Source organism: Sphingomonas sp. SORGH_AS_0789 (assembly GCF_031453055.1).
Lineage (GTDB): Bacteria > Pseudomonadota > Alphaproteobacteria > Sphingomonadales > Sphingomonadaceae > Sphingomonas.
Map to the genome: position 1 here is coordinate 3,897,266 of NZ_JAVIYV010000001.1, position 18,200 is coordinate 3,915,465.

Below are 18,200 nucleotides of genomic sequence, written 5' to 3' on the forward strand. Positions count from 1 at the left end.
CCCCTCCACGCCACCCGGCGGCCCCTTCGTCTAGCGGTTAGGACGCGGCCCTTTCACGGCTGAAACACGGGTTCGATTCCCGTAGGGGTCACCACTTAAGTGGTTGGAATCGTTGGCTTTTGCGGACATTGTGGATATTTCGTGGGAGATACGCGAAATTTGCCACCCTGAGGAGCCCCGCCCGATGGCCGCATCCACAGCACGAGAAAATGGTGGTATGCCCTCCCCAGCACCGGCTGAGCAGGATGGCTCGGCCGACAGCTTTGCCGTCGGCCACGACGGTGTTTCCAATTCCTTCGAGTTCGATGATGACGAGGACGTCGAGTTATCCCTCGAGGACGAGGATCTCGTTCGGACTGCATTCGCAGCCGCTTTGGCCGAAGCGATCGGTTACAAGGGACTGATCGACGCACCGTCGCGGACGCGCCAGGACCGCGCCCAGCTCGTAGAGGTCATGCAGACGCAACTGCACGGCAAAGAGATCGAGGAGCTTCATTTCATCGCGACGAGCTTCGGACTTGGGGCGATCGTCGAACTCGATCCGATGATGCCGGAGGGACATGAAGGTCGCGTGACGGTCACGATCAAACCAACCGGTCGCAGCTACGTCTAACCTGTCGCCGCGCCTGGCTTGCGGGGTTTGTGAAGGGCGTTGAGCTTTGCCGCTTCGGCACCCCCATCAGCACCGTCGATCCACTTCCCATAGTGCTTAAACAGCATCGTCGGGTTCTTATGCCCTAACTGCCGCGCAATATAGGCCGGGTTGACCCCTGCCATGAGGGCCGTCGTCGCATAGGTATGGCGGGTCTGATAGGCATCCCGGCTTCGTATCCCCAGCGCCCGAAGCGCCGGGTGGAAGTAGAGCTTCCGCTGGTCCTGCACGTCGGGCCATGGCGTTCCGCTCACCGGGTTGAGGAAGATCGGCGAGTCGCCGCCTCGCATGAAACTATGCACCTTCTGACGCTGGAGCACCTCCATCATCCGGTCGGTCAGGTCGACGTCGCGGACGCTCGACGTTTTAGTCCCCTTCTCGACATGGCGCACCCGCGCGCGTTGCACGCGAACCGTGCGCCGCTTCCAGTCGACGTCCCGCCACTGGAGCGCGATCTGTTCGCTCGGTCGCATTCCGGTTCCGAAGGCGAACTCATACCAGTTCCAGACCTGCGGATCGTAGCGGCGGCCGATGAAGTCGATGATCTGGTCCATCTCGTCACGGTCGAAGGGATCGGGGACCGGCTGCTGGTGCGACAGGCTGCGGATGCGCTCCATCGGCGTCCGCTCGATCAGGCGGTCGTCGATCGCCATCTCGAAGATGGCGCGTAGCGGGATGAGGTTGTTGTTGACCGTCTTGCCGCTCACACGCTTCGCCAGCTTGGCGATCTCGCGCTTGATCTCGCTCGTCTTGATGCTGGCGAGCTGCCGTTCACCGAAGATCGGTCCCCAAAGCTTGCGGACGGCGTACTCATAGCCCTGCATCGTCGACTTCTCGGCAACGACCGTCGTCAGCCAGGTTTCGGCGTAGCTGGTGAAGCCATTGCCGGGGGTCGCCCGTTTGGAATGTGGGAACGTCGCTTCGTAATCGAAGACGCCGAGTTCGATCTCCTGGAAAACGCGGGCCATCAGCCGCTCGGTCGCCTTGATGTTGGCGACCGTCGGCGCAAGCGGCAACGTTTCGCGGCAACGCTTACCCGCGAACACGAACGTCACACGAATGCACGACTTCAACGGCTCGACGCCGGTCCCTCTTTGCCTTCCACCCATCGATAGTATCCTTCCAGATCAATACAGATCGAGCCATCGGGCGCGCGGCGGTACTGGTGCCCGTCCAGCCAGACGCCGCGTTGGATTTTCAGATAGATCGCCCGTTCGGAATAGCCGCTGACTTCAGCGAATCGCCGCACGCGAATGAATCGCGGCAGCCCGGATGCTGTGTCGGGATTCAATCCAGCCATACGACACCCGACACCACCCCCTTCCCCTCTCCCAAGAGGATCGGGACAAAGCGAGGGGAGCCGCGGGTCGGCAAACCGCTAGGTCGCCACGCCAGATCGCGCAAACACTCAGGGGACATACGACGTCCAACGCTGGACCCGTCGCGAAGGTGATGAAGCCCGAAAATTTTAGCGAATTTTCGAACGGTGGGAAAGAATGTTTTCTGCCTTCTTTTATACCGTGTTGGCGCGCGGTCACGTCACGCTGGCGGAGTCGGAGATTGCCCCTGCGCTCCAAACGATCCTTGCCGTCTCGATCTTCGCGCTTGCCGGGGCGATATCAATCTGAACCCGACACTCGATCAGTTCGTACATTTAACAGCAACGGGATCGGAGCTGCACCGCCAGTCATTGTGACAGCGGCAGCAGGTTTACCGACCTGCTCTCCGGATAAATCGGACCTGAAAGCCCTATTCATCGGAAGGGCGGTTCGACATTGACGTCTTCCGAACTTTTCAGCTTCACCCAGCGCAAAATCGAAATACCGAAGCCTGTGGCTTAGGTGTTTGATCCCACGGTTTGATGGTGCGATCCTTTCGTTGGAATGGAAGGATGCCGCATGGGACAGGTACGTCATGGGTGCGCCACGACCACGCACGCCGTCCGAGCAGCAATACAGCGATCGCAAGCTTCGCTCGCGACGCTGAGCCGTGAGTTGGGGATCAACCCGAAGACGGTCGCGAAGTGGCGCAAGAGGGCGACGGTCGAGGATCTGAAGACCGGGCCGAAGGCCCCTCATTCCACCACTCTGTCCGAGGCTGAGGAGGCAGTTGTTGTGGCGTTCCGGCGGCACACGCTGCTGCCCCTGGATGACTGCCTCTACGCCCTGCAGCCGTCGATACCGCACCTGAGCCGTTCAGCGCTACACCGATGCCTGCAGCGGCACGGCATCTCCCGCCTGCCGGACATCGAAGGCGACAAACCGAAGCGGCAACGCTTCAAACGCTACCCGATCGGCTTCTTCCACATCGATATCGCCGAGGTGCAGACTGCCGAAGGCAAGCTCTACCTGTTCGTCGGCATAGACCGCACCAGCAAATTTGCGGTCACGCAGCTGGTCGACAAGGCTGATCGCCGGACAGCATGGGAGTTCCTCGAACACCTGCTGACAGCCGTGCCTTACCGCATCCACACCATCCTGACCGACAATGGCATCCAGTTCGCCGAGCAGCCTCGCAACCGCAACACCGCCTGGTCTCGCCAGATGCGCTTCGATATGATCTGCGAGGCCAACGACATTGAGCACCGGCTCACCAAACCGAACCACCCGTGGACCAACGGACAAGTCGAGCGGATGAACCGCACCATCAAGGAGGCGACCGTCAAACGCTTCCATTACGACAGCCATGACCAGCTGCGGACGCACCTCGCCGACTTCATGGCCGCCTATAACTTTGCCCGCCGGCTCAAGACGCTCAGCGGCCTCACACCCTACGAGTACATCGTCAAAATCTGGACATCAGAACCGGACCGGTTCATCGTTAACCCGATCCACCAGATGCCGGGACTGAACACCTAGCTTCTCGCGATGTGCATCTGAGTGCGTCCGGCACAGTACGGCACCGATCTGCCAACTCGGCTTGTCGTCCATCGACTCAGGATCGCGAACCAGCTTTCATTTTGGAGGTTAAATAAGTTGCCTCAATGGAACTTCAATGCCAATATTGATCAGAGATAAGCAAAGTTGCGGTGAGTAGCACCTCCTTGAATAGGAAGCATTTTGCTATCCTATCCAAAGCGTTCTTTCGCAAGCTGATGTCATGGCAATTGCCTATTCTCAGTACATTTCAAAATACAATCACGGAGATTCTTTGCACTCTTTCTGATGAGAGGAGGCATTATGCTGTCTTACGGCAAAGCAGATGTTCGAAACGCAAGTCACCTTGCCCTTTCGAATCCCCTATCGAAATGCGCGGAATCTACGTCAAGTGACTTGGCGACCAGCAAACTGCACACAATAATAGATGCTCTCGCGTTTCGGGCTCGGTCGATTCCAGATCAAACGGCCTTTGTCCACTTGGTCGACGGTGAAGTGATCGAACAAGCGATCACCTACCGTGAACTTTGGTCGAGAAGCCAATCCATAGCCGCATATCTCAAGGCATTTGAGCCAAACGGAAAACGGGCCGTTTTACTATTAGACACAGGAATAGAATATGTTTCTTGGCTGTTTGGCTTGTTCCACGCAGGCATGACGATCATACCAGCATTTCCACCAATAGGGTCGCGTGGCCTATCAAGATTAGCGTTAATTTGTGCCGATGCGCAACCCGATATAATAGTCGCAGATGCGCGCTTTTCTAATGCACGTGAGCGCCTGAACGATCTGCTTCCAAGTGCCATGCCTCAACCCTATTGGGTTGAGACCACAATTCCAACCGGTGGGCCAGACTGTACAGGAGTCGGTCCCGCCCGAGATGACATTGCGTTGCTGCAATACACATCCGGTTCGACATCGACTCCAAAAGGAGTAATTCTTACCCATGCCAACCTTGTAAGCAACTGCGAGAACGCCAGTTTATGGATGGGTGACATCCGTGGACGGGTCGGCTGCACTTGGCTTCCTCCCTACCACGACATGGGCCTTATGGGCGGTATCCTGCAGCCCGTATATGACGGGTTCAGTACGCTCCTCATCAATCCCGGGCACTTCATACAGAAACCGTTCCGTTGGCTGAGCGCCGTTTCGCGGTACAAGGTAACCGTAACGATCGCCCCCAACTTCGCGCTGGATCTCTGCACCGACGGCATTTCGGATGCCGAAAGGTCGACGCTTGATCTGCGGCACGTCCGAGCAATCTACTGCGGGGCAGAGCCGGTCCGCTCGCGAACAATCGAGCGCTTCACAGACCGTTTTGCCGCAGCCGGACTTGATCCTGCAACGATCGGCCCCTGCTACGGACTAGCCGAGGCCACGGTGCTGGTCGCCGGCAAGCCGGTCGATAAGCCCTTCGTCTCTTTCCATGTCGATCGGGAAATGTTGAGCCGCGGGACAATTCAGGTCGTCGATGAAAATGCGCCTGGGGCATGTCCTCTGGTCAGCAGTGGTCGCCCCGCCGCCGGCGTGGAGATTCTGATCGTCGACCCCCTCGAACTGCAGATTGTGCCAGAGGGTCGCATCGGTGAAATCTGGGTCAAAGGCGACAATGTCGGTACCGGATACTGGCGAAACGCGGTGGCGAGCAGCGAGACGTTTGGCGGGACGTTGCCCGAGGTCGACGGACAATTCCTGCGCACGGGGGACCTTGGGGCGCTGCTGGAAGGAGAATTGATCGTCACCGGTCGCCTTAAGGACCTCATCATTGTGTCGGGGCGCAATCTCTACCCGCAAGATATTGAGTTGACTGTCGAAGAGACTGACAGCCGAATCCGTCCGAACGGTTGCGTTGCTGTTGCACTCGACGATGGTGAGCGCGAGCGGATCGCGATTGTTGCGGAGATAAAGCGGAGCGAAAAGCTCGACGATGTCGCGCAGGAACTTCTTCGACGGTCACTTACCGCAGCAATCGTTGCCGCCTACGGCGTGAAGCCCGAACATATTCACCTTGCAACACCCGGTACGATCCCGCGCACTACAAGCGGAAAGGTCCGGCGCCGGGCAGTTCGCGATGCGCTGCTGGCAGGAAACTTCGCGCAATATGGCGGACGTACGCGGGCACCCGTACCCGCGGATAGGAGTGCCTCATGATGACACATGCCCCGGTTGCCGATCTGACCGGTCGGCGCGAACGCCAACTTGCATGGCTGACCGTAGGCATTCCAACTTTGGGTGCAATAGCCGCGCTGGCCATCGCCTGGGTCCGAGGGATAGGCTGGCTAGAAATCGGTGCACTCACGAGCATGTACTTCATCACTGCGCTTGGCGTGGAGGTAGGCATGCATCGCTTCTTCTCGCACCGCGCGTTCCAGGCCGGTCCGCTCGTAACTGCGTGGTTCGGGATTACCGGCTCAATGGCGGCACAAGGTCCGATCCTATTCTGGGCAGCCACCCACCGGCAGCATCACGCCTTCACCGACACCGAGGGCGATCCGCATTCACCGCGCCCCCTAGGCGAGGGTTTCGTCGCAAACGTCAAGGGCTGGTGGCACGCCCACCTCGGCTGGCTCTTCAGCCTCCGTCGCCAAAACTGGAGCGCCTTCGTGCCCGACCTGCTTCGCGACCGGCAAATGATGTGGCTGAACCAGCACTATTATGTTTGGATTCTGCTGGGGCTGTTGGCCCCGGCGCTGGTCTGCGGCCTCATCTCGCATAGCTTGGCCGGCGCGCTTACCGGATTCCTTTGGGGCGGATTGCTGCGGATATTCTTGGTGGATCACGCAACGTGGTGCATCAATTCATTCGCCCATCGAACCGGGCGACGCGAGCATTCGACCCGTGACACCAGTCGCAACGTCTTCTGGCTGGCCCTCCCGACCGTCGGCGGCGGCTGGCACAACAACCATCATGCGTTTCCGGCGCTTGCCCATACCGGGCTGAAACCCTGGCAGTTCGACGTCGGCGGCCTGTTTATCGAACTGCTGGCAAGCCTTGGTCTGGTCTGGGGCGTCAAGCGGCCGGGATCGCCCCCCTCACCCGCGGAGCCAAAGCGCGTGTCGCCGCTCCGCCAACATTCGGAGGACAGTCATGGATGAGACGATGCCATCGTCGGCACCCCCCGTGATCGGCGGGGTCACGCCGCTCGGTCCCAAGGCCGCCCGGATCAAGTCGCTGGTGGCGTTGGCGGTCATGCTCGTTCCGCTGATGGGTGCGATCGAGGCGGTACGACTCTGGATGACGGAACAGGCACGACCCGTCGACATCGTCCTGTTCGCCCTATTCTACACGATCCAGATGTTCGGCATTTCGATGGGCTATCACCGCTACCTCGCCCACCGCGCGTTCAAGACGTCGCGACTAGTGCGTGGCCTGCTGCTGATCGCAGGCTCGATGGCTGCGCAAGGGCCAATCCTGTTCTGGGTCACAACGCATCGGCGTCACCATGCGTATAGCGATCGTCCCGGCGATCCGCATTCGCCCAATCTACTGGGGGACGATCGCTGGTCAAGGGCGAAGGGGCTGTGGCACGCACACATGCCGTGGATGCTGGCCCCGGACATGTCGAGCTGGACGTACTTCGCGCCCGACATCCTGCGCGACCGCCAGTTGTTCTTCTACGACAGGACATATCTGCTGTGGGTGCTCACCGGATTGGCGCTCCCGGCGGCGGTGGGCGGCATCGTCTCGGGCGACTTGCACGGCGCATGGAACGGGCTGGTCTTTGGCGGACTTGCCCGCATCTTCTGGGCTAACCAGTTCGCTTGGTGCGTGGGATCGATCTGCCATCGGTTCGGCAGCCGCCCCTTCGCGACCGGCGACCACAGCACCAACAACTGGCTGATCGCGATCCTGACCTTCGGAGAGGGATTGCAGAACAATCACCACGCCTTCCCCGCCTCCTATCGTCACGGCGTCCATTGGTGGGAGCCTGACCTGTCAGGCTGGATGCTGGCGCTGATGGGCCGGCTCAAGCTCGTCTCGGAGCTCCGTTCGCCCACGCCCACCACGGTGGCACGAACCACGCGGAGTCATCAGCAGCGCTGATCCCCCATTCACCGATCAACAGGCAAGAAGGAAATCTACCATGGCAAGCTTTTTGTCCAACCTGATCAACAAGATAAGCTTCGCCGAAAAGTCGTCACCCCCCGTCGAACTGACCGAACCGAATATCCGGCAGTGGCTGGTCGAGCGGATGGCGGTCCTGGTTAACACCAAACCCGAAGAGGTCGATACCGCGCGCAGTTTCGAATCCTACGGACTGGACTCGCTCGCCGCCGTCAATGTCGCCGGGGATCTCGAACGGTTCATGGATCAACGGCTCTCGCCGGCACTGTTGTTCGAATATCCGAACATCGACGAACTGTCGCATTTCCTTGCCCAGGAAACGCGCCCGATAGACGCATAGCTTTCAGGAGAATGGTCATGGTCACCATCACTATGCCTTCGAACAAGACCGAGAAATTCGACAGCCTGCTGCACGCATCGAAATCGCTGGATGGCGTCCGCCTGACCGATGCGATACCAAAAGACCTTTACGAGCCGCGTCTAGCCCGCGGCCTGCTAAGCCTTTCCGTAAGCTATGCCATATACATTGGCGCGGTTGTCGCGACCGCACATGTCCACTGGGCGTTCTATTTGCCTCTCTGGTTGCTGGCCGGACTGGGCGGCTGGGGGTTGTTCTGCGTCGCGCACGACTGCGGGCATAACTCCTTCTCCCGCAACCGCAAATTCAACCATGTGATCGGCCATATTGCGCTGTTGCCGCTGCTCTATCCGTTCCACGGATGGCGTCACATGCACAACATGCATCACGCCAATACCAACAGCCTTGAGTTGGATGTGGACTGGCGACCGGTCCTCCGGTCCCAATATGACGCGATGCCTTGGTGGGACAAACTCGTCTACGGCAGCACGCGCAGCTGGCTCTTCTGGCTGGGCACGGTGAACTATCAGCGCCACTCCGGTTTCCGTCCGGCGATGTTCGCGAAGCGCGAGGCCCGCAACGAAGTGCGCCGCTCGATACTGTTCATGGCCGTCGCTGCGCTGCTGTATCTTCCCGCTCTGGTCTATTTCACCGGATTCACTGGCCTCATCATCTACTTCGTCATGCCATGGTTCGCCATCCACGCATGGTTCAGCGTGACGACCATGATGCATCACATCAGCGAAGACACGCCATTTCTAACCAGGGAACACTGGACGTCCAATGCCAGTCGGCTGCTGGTTACGACTGACTATACGTATCCTAAGTGGCTTCTCTTCCTGACCCACTACATCTCCGTCCATACCGCACACCATGTCGCACCCGTCATTCCCCACTACAACCTGCCCAAGGCTCAGACGGCCCTGAAGAAGGCCTTTCCGGGCATGGTCCGCGAGAAGCCGATGAGTGTGCGTGCACTGTGGAGGGTGGCGCGACACTGCCATCTGTACGATCCAGTGGATGGCTTCTACGAAGCATTCGATGCGGCCGCGCCGGCAGGCCCAAGCCAAGGCAAGTCCACTCCCCCGGCCGACCTGCAGACCTTGACGACGAAGCAGCGCCTGTTGCGCACATATATGACAGGACTGAGCGCAATCTCTGTCGGTGCGGCCGGCCGCAAGGCGACCGATCTGTTCGGATATACGCGCGAGTACATCAAGGCGCCCACCAAGGAGATGAATGCGCTGGGGGCTAGTCGGTTTGCCATCCCTGGGATCCACGGCACGTCGTACGGATATCGATGGGGCCACGGCGACCACACAATATTGCTCGTCCACGGCTGGGGCACCGATAGCCGCAGCCTGTATGCTCTGATTCGCCCGCTGCAACAACTCGGGTACAGCGTCGCCGCCTTCGACGCGCCGGCCCATGGCATGTCGCCCGGTTCACTCAGCACGATGACCGAATTCAAGGATGCCGTGAAGGCGGCCATCCTGGCACTCGGCAACGTGACCGGGATCGTCGCGCACTCACTGGGCGGCATCGCCACGACCGGCGCATTGTCCGAGCTCGCCGGGGCACACGGGGTCGAGGCAATCTGTCTGGTGGGAGCGCCGGCTGACCTGCCGACGGTCATCCGGCGCTGGGCGAATGGGTTCCTGCGGCTGAATCGCCGTACTGTCGAGGCGATGCATGTCGAACTGCATGCGCGCAATGGCGTCCCGGTCGAGCATTGGAACATTCCGCAGCTTGCGAGCAGGCTCCACCGGCCGGTTCTGGTCCTGCACGACGTTGATGATCCGGTTGTGCCATTTTGCGAAGCGCAGCGTATCGCCGAGCTGTTGCCGGAGGCGCAGTTGGAGCCCGTGAACGGCCTGGGCCATGTCCGCATCCTTTCGGCGCGCCCAGTGATGGATCGAGTGGCAAGTTTCATGGCGGAATACGCCCCGATTGACACGCGCCGTCGAGTGAAAATCTGAGGCAGGGCTCCTTTCGGAAAGGTAGATCGTCACATGACCACCCTGACATCCTCTGCCGGAACCGGCGCCAGATGGATATGCCTGATCTGTGGATGGATTTACGATCAGCGCCTAGGTGATCCTGAATCTGGGATCGCACCGGGCACCTCTTGGGACGATATACCCGACGATTGGAGATGCCCGGAATGCGGAGTGAACAAGACCGACTTTAACATGGTGAGGTTGTAGCGGCTCCGCCTGACAGCAGCCGCGGCGCGCCACGCCTTTCAAGGCTTGGCTGAGAGCGGCATACCACGTGATGCTTTTCTGTTGGCGGTGACGTTCATGGCCGCGCTCCTCTTCGTTCACGGGGTCGCCGCAGCATGAGTGTTCGGGATGCTTACGACGCCTCCGCCCCCACCTGTCCGTTACGGTAAAGGTGATGGTTGATCATGATTATTCATTTCGATGTCGTAATTGTCGGCGGAGGTCATGGCGGGACACAAACCGCAGCTTCACTGCGCAACCTCGGTTTTGCGGGATCAATCGCTATAGTTACTGACGAAACCGATTTACCGTACGAACGTCCACCACTTTCAAAGGATTATCTTTCAGGTCGAAAGGAGCTACCGCAATTATATCTTCGCCCTGAACGTTTTTGGGAAGAGAATAACATCTCGATCTTAACAGCCAATCGGGTGGAGCACGTTGACCCAGGCCGCCAACAGATTCTTACATCGAGCGGAGCCGTGATTGAGTATAATCACTTGGTATGGTCGGCAGGCGGCAACGCACGAAAACTCATGTGCGGTGGCTGCGATCTTGACGGCATACACGCAATTCGAAACAGGTTAGACGTTGACAGCTTGAAACGCGAACTACTTTCCAGCCAAAATATTGCAATAATTGGAGCTGGCTACATCGGCCTTGAAACGGCGGCTGTTTTAACAAATCTAGATAAGCGCGTCACAGTTATAGAAGCACAAGACCGCGTTCTACCTCGCACTGCAGGACGCATTGTCTCAAATTTTCTCGAAACCGAACATCGATCTCACAACGTAGATATTCACCTTAAAACTGTTGTAGAACACATCGAAGGTAAGGACGGGCGGGTCGAGTCACTTTCTCTCTCGGGTGGCAAGGAACTTGCCGTTGATGTAGCGATAGTTGGGATCGGCATCATTCCAAATGTGGAGCCCTTGTTGATAGCGGGGGCTTTGGGAGATGGTGGCATCACAGTAGACCAAACCTGCCGCACTTCAATCTCAAACATTTTTGCAGTTGGAGACTGCGCGGTGCAACAAAGCCGCTTTGCCAACGGCGAACTCATCCGCTTAGAATCGGTGCAAAATGCGAAAGATATGGCAATGATAGTTGCCAAATCGATTTGTGGTCATATGATACCGTCACGAACTGCACCTAGGTTTTGGTCGACCCAGTATGACATTCGCCTTCAATCGATCGGCTTGAATATCGGTGCCGACGAAGAGATTTATGCCGGAAGCTTTGCCGACCGCAGCTTTTCGGTATCTTATGCTAAAGGCGGAGATATCATCGCAGTAGACTGTATAAATGACACAAAAGCCTTTGCAGAAGCTCAGCAGTTTTTCCGGTAATATGGACATTATCCACCTGTCATATTCGAGGGGTCCAGGCTTAATCAGAGCCAGAAGGCGATCGTAATGGCGATGGGGACACCTGCGAGGAAGTTGGCGGCGAGCTTGTCGTAACGTGTGGCGACCCGACGGAAGTCATTGAGGCGACAGAAGGCGTTTTCGATCAGGTGGCGGCCGCGAAACCTTTGCTTGTCGTAACGGACTGTGCGTTTGCGGTTTCGCCGTCCGGGAATGACAGGAACGACTCCGGCGTCACGTAGCCAACGGCGCAGTCGGTCGGCGTCGTAGCCTTTGTCAGCGATGAGGTAACGCATTCGGCCAGCACGTTCGAGAAGCGCGGGCGCCGCTTTCACGTCGCTGACATTGCCGGCGGTCAGCATCAGCGCATAGGCACGGCCGATGACGGCGGTGAGCGCGTAAACCTTGGTCGTCCATCCGCCGCGCGAGCGACCGATCGCCTGGGTCTGCCGCCCCCTTTTCCGCCGAACTCCGCGCGTTGCGTTTTGATGCAGGTGCTGTCGATCGCGGCCAATATGCCTTTCGCGAGGGCTCGCGGCGGATGCGGTCTACGGCGTCGGCGACATCGAGCAGGTGCTGCGCCGTGCCGGCAAGGGCTATCTGCTGTGCGTAAAGAGCGACCATCGCTGCGGCTCGTGGGGCGACAAGCCGATCGTCGCGGGCACCACCGCGCAGATCACAAATGACCTCGATGCTGCTGCGTGGCAGCGCCTGTCGGTGGGCCAAGGCACCAAGGGCGAGCGCATCCATGACTAGGCCTGTTTCGAACTCACTGACCTCGAAGCCGACGAATACGTCGATGGCGCAACCGGGGTATGGACCAGAGGCGTGTTGATCCGCCGCCACGTCGCCGGTGATGACCTTGCCTGCTTCACCACCTGGTGTCCGGCCGGCACGACTATCGAAACCCTGGTCGGTGTGGAAGGGCATCGCTGGGCCATCAAGGACAGCTTCGAGACCGCCAAGAATGAACTCGGCCTCGACCACAACGAGACCCGCTCCTGGCATGGCTGCACCGGCACGTCTCGCTCGTCATGCCGGCCTTCGCCATGCTGGCAGTCATCCGCACCCGCGCCAATGCCGCGCGCCCAAAAAGAGCTTGGGCGAGACCGCGGACCTTATCCACTGGCCCGTCCAGGAAATCCGCCGTATCGTCATCAGGCTGGCACAGCGGCGCATCGAGCCTCGTCACGATATCGCTTGGTCATGCTGGCGACGCGCCCGTCAAGCCGCCGCTCGGCACGCACATATCCGATCAAAAGCGCAACTGTAATGCTAGCCGAACTTTTTTGTAACGTGGTTAACCTGACGCATAACGTCGTTGCGCGTTAACTCGAGCACTGATGCAGCACTGGCGCTATCGGGAAGACTTCTCGCAATCACCAAGCTGCCGACCATCTGTGTCAATATTGTTTGAGCGAGCGGCTGCGGATTCTCAGCATTTCCAAGTTCCAGCAGCTTTTCGATTACAGCGATCAGCCGTTCGTACCCAGCCTGAAAGGCGGCACGTGCCGCGAGGTCCAGACGCGGCACTTCGGAGGCGAGCATCGGTATCGGGCAAGCTTTCTCTGGCTGCCGCAGGTGGGCCGGATCGAGGTAGGCACGCACAAACATTTCCAGCGCCGCCTTAGGTGACTCCACACTATCGAGCTGCATCAGACGACCGTAGCGCTCATCGAACATATGTCCTATCGCCTGAGCGATCAGGTCGTCTTTAGACGCGAAGTGGGCGTAGAAGCCACCGACCGTTAGACCAGCGCTGCTCATCACCGTTGCAACACTGACACCGTGGGGGCCGCTCGCGCGCATCGCAGCGGCTGCCTCGTCGAGAATTCGAGAGCGGGTGCGTGCCTTGTGTTCAGTGTCGTATCGCATGCTTCGTCCTATCTGGCGGTGGAAGGGACGTTCGCCAAGGCGATATTACTGCGCCAACCGCCACCAAGCGCCCGGTAGGCAGCGATGGCGGCGCGAGCTTCGCCGCCGCGCGTCGAAGCCAACGCATCTTCGGCCGCAAGCAGCGCTCGATCGGCATCGATTACGTCCAGCATCGCGACGACGCCGTTCGCATAGGCCAACCGCAACTGATCTCGTGACGCCTCGAGCGCCGCTCTTTGCTGTAGCAAGGCTCCACGTTCGACACGGGCCTCAACCAGGCGAGTCAGTGCGGTCTCCACGTCCTCTGCCGCTGACAGAGCGGTGCCGCGCCAAAACGCCAGCGCTTCGGCATTATGGCCGCGGGCCGCCGCCACGTCCGCGTCCACTCGACCAAAATCGAACAGACGCCAGCGCAGGCCCGCCGAGCCGACCGCCTGCACCGCCTCGCCGGTGAGCAGTCCACCTGTCCCGATACCAGCCACGCCAAGCAGCCCGGATAACGACAGCCGCGGATAATATTCCGCCATCGTCGAACCGATACGAGCATGTGTCGCCGCAAGCCGACGCTCTGCCGCTACGATGTCGGGACGTCGGCGCAAAAGATCAGCCGGCTCGCGGCTGCCGGCAGGATCAGGGGCGATCGGGATCGACCCATTAAAGTCGGGTACGAGCCGATCGACTCCCGGCTGCGTTCCTAGCAGCACCGCGAGGCGATTTTCCTGGGCAGCTAAGGCGGCACGCAACGCGGGCAATGTGGCGCGGACACGTTCACGTTCGGCAGTTGCCCGGTTCAGTTCCCTATCAGCGGAAAGCCCCTCTCGGACACGCTGTCCGACCAGGTCCGCGAAGCTTGCGGCACTGCGTTCCGCCCGGCCGGCGATGCCGAGCCGGACCTGAAGCGTTCGGATCGAAACATAGGCGTCTGCCGTTTCGGCGACGATGGCAATTCGAATGCCGGCAGCATCCGCCTCCGCAGCGGCGAGGTCGGCGCGCGCGCTTTCGCGTTGTCGGCGCAGACCGCCGAACAGGTCAATCTCCCACGACGCCTGCGCGCCGACCGAATATTGCGTGTAGCCCCGTGGGAGGCCGAGCCGCGTCACGGCGGACCCGAAAGGAGTTCTGAGTGACTGGCTGACGCTCTCGACCCCGGCGCTGGCGTCCAAGGAGGGTGCCAACGCGGCACCTGCGCGCTGTGCCGCCGCGCGCGCCTGATCGATCCGGGCGGCTGCCCGCGCAACGTCCGTATTGTTCGCGACGGCACGTGCGACGAGTGTGGTCAAGGTCGGATCATCGAACCTTTCCCACCAGTCCGCGTCGCTGGCGACGGTGTCTATCGGTGTACCGCTTTGCAGCGGTGCCGCGAGCGGCGAGACGGGAAGGTGGTAGTCAGGACCGACGGTACAGGCGGCGAGCGGCAGCAGTGCGATCAGGATGGGTCTGCGCATGACGGCTCCTCAATGGGTATCGGGTGACGGGGCAGCTTCGGTTGCCCCCTCTGGGCGTCCGTCACAGAAGGGCACCATCACGAGCGCGATGACGAACATCCATGACATCGTTCGAAAGACCTCACCGAAGCCGACCACAAGGGCTTCGCGACCGACGAACCGGCCGAACACCGCCTGCGCCAGCGACAAGGCATGGTCCGGATCGGGCGTCACAGAAGACATGCGCGCGGCGAGCGCAGCCAGCGTCTCTTCGGCGACGCGTCCGCCGCTCGCCATCGCCTCACCGAACCGCGCGGCCTGGATGCGGGCGGCATCGCCCAGCCATGTATTGACGGTCGCGATCCCGATCGCCCCGCCCAAATTACGCATCAGGCTGAACAGGCCGGACGCATTGCGCAGCTCCGGCCCTTGGAAACTGCCCAATGCCATACCCACGGTCGGAACGATGCAGAACATGATCGAAAGCCCGCGCACCACCTGGGGCAACGCCAGTTCCCAAAAACCCCATTGCGCGTTGAGGTGTGAGGCAAGCCACAGGCTGAAGGAAAAGCCGGTCAGACCGATGGCAAGGAGGATACGGCGATCGACCGTCTGCGACAGCCGGGCCGAGATGATCGTGCCGACGATCTGCCCAAGGCCGACGATGAACACGGTCGTGCCGATCTGCAGGCTATCATAACCGCGGACCCTGCCCAGATAGACCGGCACCAGATAGGTCGAGGCATACAGGCCGAATCCAACCACCAGGTTGAACACGCAGGAGAAGGCGAAGGTCGGGCGGGCGAACGGGGTCAGTCGGACGATAGGATTATGTGAGGCGAACGACCGCTCGAAGAACAGGACGAACCCGACCAGCGAACACCACGCAGCGATCTGGATATGAGGATCGCCGAACCAATCCTTCCGCGGGCCCTCCTCCAGCACATATTGCAGGCAGGCCAGTGCCACCGCCATCGCCGCCAAATGGACCCAGTCGATCTTCCCGAGCAGCGAGAGGTTCGGCCTGTCCACCCGGATCAGCGACACGGCCAGCGTCGTGATGACGATGCCCGGCAGCACATTGATGAAGAAGATCCAGCGCCAGTCGATCGCCTGGGTGATGATGCCCCCGACGGTCGGCCCCAACGTCGGCGCCAGCACCGATACGATGCCGAGGATCGCCGGAATCATCGCGCGCTGCTTGCCCTCAAACAGGGTGAAGCCGACCGAAAAGGCGGTAGGGACCATCGCGCCTCCGACGAAACCCTGAACCGCGCGGAAGACGATCATCGACTCGATATTCCAAGCGAAGCCACAGGCGATGCTCGATACGGTAAATAGCCCTGCCGACAGCGAGAAGAGCCAGCGTGTCGACAACGATCCTGCCAGGAACGCCGAGAACGGGATCATCACGAGTTCCGCCATCAGATAGGCCGTCTGCACCCAACTGATCTCGTCCGGCCCCGCGGACAGCCCGGCCTGAATGTCATTCAGCGACGCAGCGACAATCTGAATGTCGATCAGGGCCATGAACTGACCGAACGCCAGCACGCCGAAGATCAGGAATTTGCGGCTTGTCGATAGTTCGACGGGCCGGACGTCCTGCGCGCTCTGTCCGACGTATCGGCCATTCCGATCGATGCTGACACTCGCCATCCCGCGCCACCCCTTGTCATATGACGATCATAATATTATGGTCGTCATATATTGGCAAGCGGGGATTATGAACATGGATGCCAAAGCAGGGATCGAGCAGCCGAACGATGCCAAGGCCACGTCCGCGTCAGGCTCCAGACGCAAGATCATCGTCGCGGGGATCGCACTTACGCTGGCGGTTGGGGGTTCGGTCTGGATCGCCACGCCCGCATCCAGCGAGTCGACCGATGACGCCTATGTGCAGGCCGACACCTCAACTGTCGCTCCCCGGGTCAGGGGGTTGGTCGCGCAGGTGTATGTCCGGGATAACCAGCGAGTTCGGGCGGGACAGCCGCTCGTGCGGATCGACGCCGAAGAGTTCGATGCGCGGCTTGCCTCAGCCCGGGGCGACCTTGCCGATGCGCAGGCCGGTCTGCTGTCGGCGAGGGCCGCGTTGCAGGGGCTTGCCGCCGAAGAGCGTCTGGCAGCAGCGACGGTAGCGGCCGCTCGAACGACGATCCGTTCCGCGCAGGCCGAAGCGACGCGCGCGGGATCGGATCGCCGGCGCTACGATGCCCTGATCGCCAGCGGCGCGATCGCCCGCACCGAAGCGGATCGCGCAACGGCAGGCGCCGTTGTCGCCGAACAGGGCGCGGCGCGGATGCGCGCGCAACTCGCCGTGGCCATCGAACAAGCTGGCGTCACCGCCGCCAAGCGTCCCGGCTTGCAGGCCGCCGTCGCAGCCGCCGAAGCGCACTTTAACAAAGCGCAGGCGGCTCTCGATCTGGCGCGCCAGGATCAAGGGCATACGATCATCCGGGCAGCGATCGACGGCACCGTCGGCAATCTGCAAGCCCGGGTGGGAGACTATGTGCAGCCAGGGTCACGGCTGATGCTGCTGGTCCCGCTGCACGCCCTCTATGTGACGGCCAACTTCAAGGAAACGCAGACCGCTCGAATGCTGGTCGGTCAACCGGCAAGCATCGACGTCGACGCGCTCGATGGTCCCGCCCTCAGAGGCCGCGTCGAGAGCTTCGCTCCGGGCTCGGGTTCTACCTTCGCTCTCCTCCCGTTCGAGCCGGGGACTGGGAACTTCACCAAGATCGTTCAGCGTGTGCCGGTCCGCATCCGTCTCGACCCCGGACAGACGATCGTCGATCGTCTGCGTCCTGGCCTTTCCGTCACCGCGAAAGTGAGCTTCAACCATGACTGAAACCCTCCAGGCACCGGCAGCGCCTGCCGGCCTCACTTTTGTTCGCGCGATCCAGGACGGCCACATGCAGCCGCCGCCGATGGCGCAGACGATCGGGTTTGACATCATCGAGGCCGAGATCGGATCAGTCGGTATGCGGCTCGCCTATGATCGCAAGCTCGATAACGGCATGGGAATGCTTCATGGAGGAGCGACGGCAACTATCCTGGACACGGCCATGGGATGCGCTGCGGGTACAGTCGTTCCGGATGACAGCACCTTACTGACGCTGGATCTGCACGTTACCTACCTGTCGCCGGTCACTCCCGAGGTGATGCCGATCACGGCGACGGCACGCGTAGGTCATGTGGGGCGGGGCACTGTATATGTGCTGGGCGAAGTTCATGCCGCGAGCGGAATGCTGGTTGCGCATGCCGTTGGGAACTTCAAGGTTATCGCGCGATCAGCAAAGGCGGCAGCGTAAATTCTTTATAGCGCAATTAAAGTGGAAACCCAGTCAACGACCTATGC

The 18,200-nt window shown here is 60.4% G+C and carries 18 protein-coding genes, 1 tRNA gene and 1 pseudogene; 14 read left to right on the top strand and 6 right to left on the bottom strand.

From position 1 onward, the window contains the following. The first annotated feature begins 19 nt into the window (after window positions 1–19). Together QE360_RS17585 and QE360_RS17590 are read left to right on the top strand one after the other, a co-directional pair. Window positions 20–94, top strand: a tRNA-Glu gene (locus tag QE360_RS17585). 90 nt (window positions 95–184) lie between these two features. Next, window positions 185–613: a hypothetical protein gene (locus tag QE360_RS17590; protein ID WP_309703634.1), complete on the top strand. Its 429-nt coding sequence runs from the start codon at window positions 185–187 to the stop codon at window positions 611–613. On the opposite strand, the gene QE360_RS17595 is transcribed toward QE360_RS17590, so the two are convergent. Further along, the gene (locus QE360_RS17595; protein ID WP_309703635.1) at window positions 610–1,707 is read right to left on the bottom strand and encodes an Arm DNA-binding domain-containing protein; all 1,098 of its coding nucleotides are present in this window, start codon (window positions 1,705–1,707) and stop codon (window positions 610–612) included. The two genes, QE360_RS17590 and QE360_RS17595, sit on opposite strands and share 4 nt — an antisense overlap. Window positions 1,708–1,721: 14 nt before the next feature. Next, window positions 1,722–1,952 carry an excisionase gene (locus QE360_RS17600; protein WP_309703637.1) on the bottom strand — a complete coding sequence of 77 codons (231 nt, stop codon included), beginning with the start codon at window positions 1,950–1,952 and terminating at the stop codon, window positions 1,722–1,724. Between the two features lie 196 nt (window positions 1,953–2,148). Between QE360_RS17600 and QE360_RS17605 the strand changes: the two genes are divergently transcribed. From QE360_RS17605 to QE360_RS17645, 9 genes are all read left to right on the top strand, one after another. Next, on the top strand, window positions 2,149–2,280 hold the full coding sequence (locus QE360_RS17605) for a hypothetical protein (protein ID WP_309703639.1): 132 nt from the start codon (window positions 2,149–2,151) through the stop codon (window positions 2,278–2,280). Between the two features lie 270 nt (window positions 2,281–2,550). Continuing rightward, window positions 2,551–3,510, top strand: coding sequence for an IS481 family transposase (locus QE360_RS17610; protein ID WP_309703641.1), 960 nt, complete (start codon window positions 2,551–2,553; stop codon window positions 3,508–3,510). Between the two features lie 321 nt (window positions 3,511–3,831). Next, window positions 3,832–5,679: a fatty acyl-AMP ligase gene (locus tag QE360_RS17615; RefSeq protein WP_309703644.1), complete on the top strand. Its 1,848-nt coding sequence runs from the start codon at window positions 3,832–3,834 to the stop codon at window positions 5,677–5,679. Continuing rightward, a complete protein-coding gene (locus QE360_RS17620; protein WP_309703646.1) occupies window positions 5,676–6,623 on the top strand; it encodes a fatty acid desaturase in 948 nt (315 codons plus the stop codon). Before QE360_RS17615 ends, QE360_RS17620 begins: the two co-directional genes overlap by 4 nt. Before the next feature lie 4 nt (window positions 6,624–6,627). Then, window positions 6,628–7,572 (top strand): acyl-CoA desaturase, encoded by a 945-nt coding sequence (locus QE360_RS17625; RefSeq protein WP_309703648.1) that lies wholly within the window; start codon window positions 6,628–6,630, stop codon window positions 7,570–7,572. 40 nt (window positions 7,573–7,612) lie between these two features. Continuing rightward, the gene (locus tag QE360_RS17630) at window positions 7,613–7,933 is read left to right on the top strand and encodes an acyl carrier protein (RefSeq protein WP_309703650.1); all 321 of its coding nucleotides are present in this window, start codon (window positions 7,613–7,615) and stop codon (window positions 7,931–7,933) included. A 17-nt stretch (window positions 7,934–7,950) separates the two neighbouring features. Then, window positions 7,951–9,930, top strand: coding sequence for an alpha/beta fold hydrolase (locus QE360_RS17635; RefSeq protein WP_309703652.1), 1,980 nt, complete (start codon window positions 7,951–7,953; stop codon window positions 9,928–9,930). A 33-nt stretch (window positions 9,931–9,963) separates the two neighbouring features. Further along, window positions 9,964–10,158 carry a rubredoxin gene (locus QE360_RS17640; protein WP_309703654.1) on the top strand — a complete coding sequence of 65 codons (195 nt, stop codon included), beginning with the start codon at window positions 9,964–9,966 and terminating at the stop codon, window positions 10,156–10,158. Window positions 10,159–10,361: 203 nt separating this feature from the next. Then, a complete protein-coding gene (locus QE360_RS17645) occupies window positions 10,362–11,525 on the top strand; it encodes an FAD-dependent oxidoreductase (RefSeq protein WP_309703656.1) in 1,164 nt (387 codons plus the stop codon). A gap of 44 nt (window positions 11,526–11,569) precedes the next feature. Here the strand turns inward: QE360_RS17645 and QE360_RS17650 are convergent, their stop codons facing one another. Continuing rightward, window positions 11,570–12,058, bottom strand: coding sequence for an IS5 family transposase (locus tag QE360_RS17650; protein WP_405052687.1), 489 nt, complete (start codon window positions 12,056–12,058; stop codon window positions 11,570–11,572). Here QE360_RS17650 and QE360_RS17655 point away from each other — a divergent pair. Continuing rightward, window positions 12,044–12,640 (top strand): annotated as a pseudogene (locus QE360_RS17655) (IS701 family transposase); the annotation flags it as partial. The gene QE360_RS17650 and the pseudogene QE360_RS17655 overlap by 15 nt on opposite strands. Window positions 12,641–12,818: 178 nt before the next feature. Here QE360_RS17655 and QE360_RS17660 read toward each other — a convergent pair. From QE360_RS17660 to QE360_RS17670, 3 genes are read right to left on the bottom strand one after another with little or no spacing between them, the layout of a single operon-like run. Continuing rightward, window positions 12,819–13,418, bottom strand: a complete 600-nt coding sequence (locus QE360_RS17660; RefSeq protein WP_309703657.1) for a TetR/AcrR family transcriptional regulator — start codon at window positions 13,416–13,418, stop codon at window positions 12,819–12,821. An 8-nt stretch (window positions 13,419–13,426) separates the two neighbouring features. Next, window positions 13,427–14,863 (bottom strand): efflux transporter outer membrane subunit, encoded by a 1,437-nt coding sequence (locus QE360_RS17665; RefSeq protein WP_309703659.1) that lies wholly within the window; start codon window positions 14,861–14,863, stop codon window positions 13,427–13,429. 9 nt (window positions 14,864–14,872) lie between these two features. After that, entirely contained in the window at window positions 14,873–16,498 is a 1,626-nt protein-coding gene (locus tag QE360_RS17670; RefSeq protein WP_309703661.1) for a DHA2 family efflux MFS transporter permease subunit, read from the bottom strand. Window positions 16,499–16,535: 37 nt separating this feature from the next. On the opposite strand from QE360_RS17670, the gene QE360_RS17675 reads away from it, so the two are divergent. After that, window positions 16,536–17,690 (top strand): HlyD family secretion protein, encoded by a 1,155-nt coding sequence (locus QE360_RS17675; RefSeq protein WP_309703665.1) that lies wholly within the window; start codon window positions 16,536–16,538, stop codon window positions 17,688–17,690. Then, on the top strand, window positions 17,683–18,153 hold the full coding sequence (locus QE360_RS17680; RefSeq protein WP_309703667.1) for a PaaI family thioesterase: 471 nt from the start codon (window positions 17,683–17,685) through the stop codon (window positions 18,151–18,153). Before QE360_RS17675 ends, QE360_RS17680 begins: the two co-directional genes overlap by 8 nt. Window positions 18,154–18,200 lie beyond the last annotated feature (47 nt).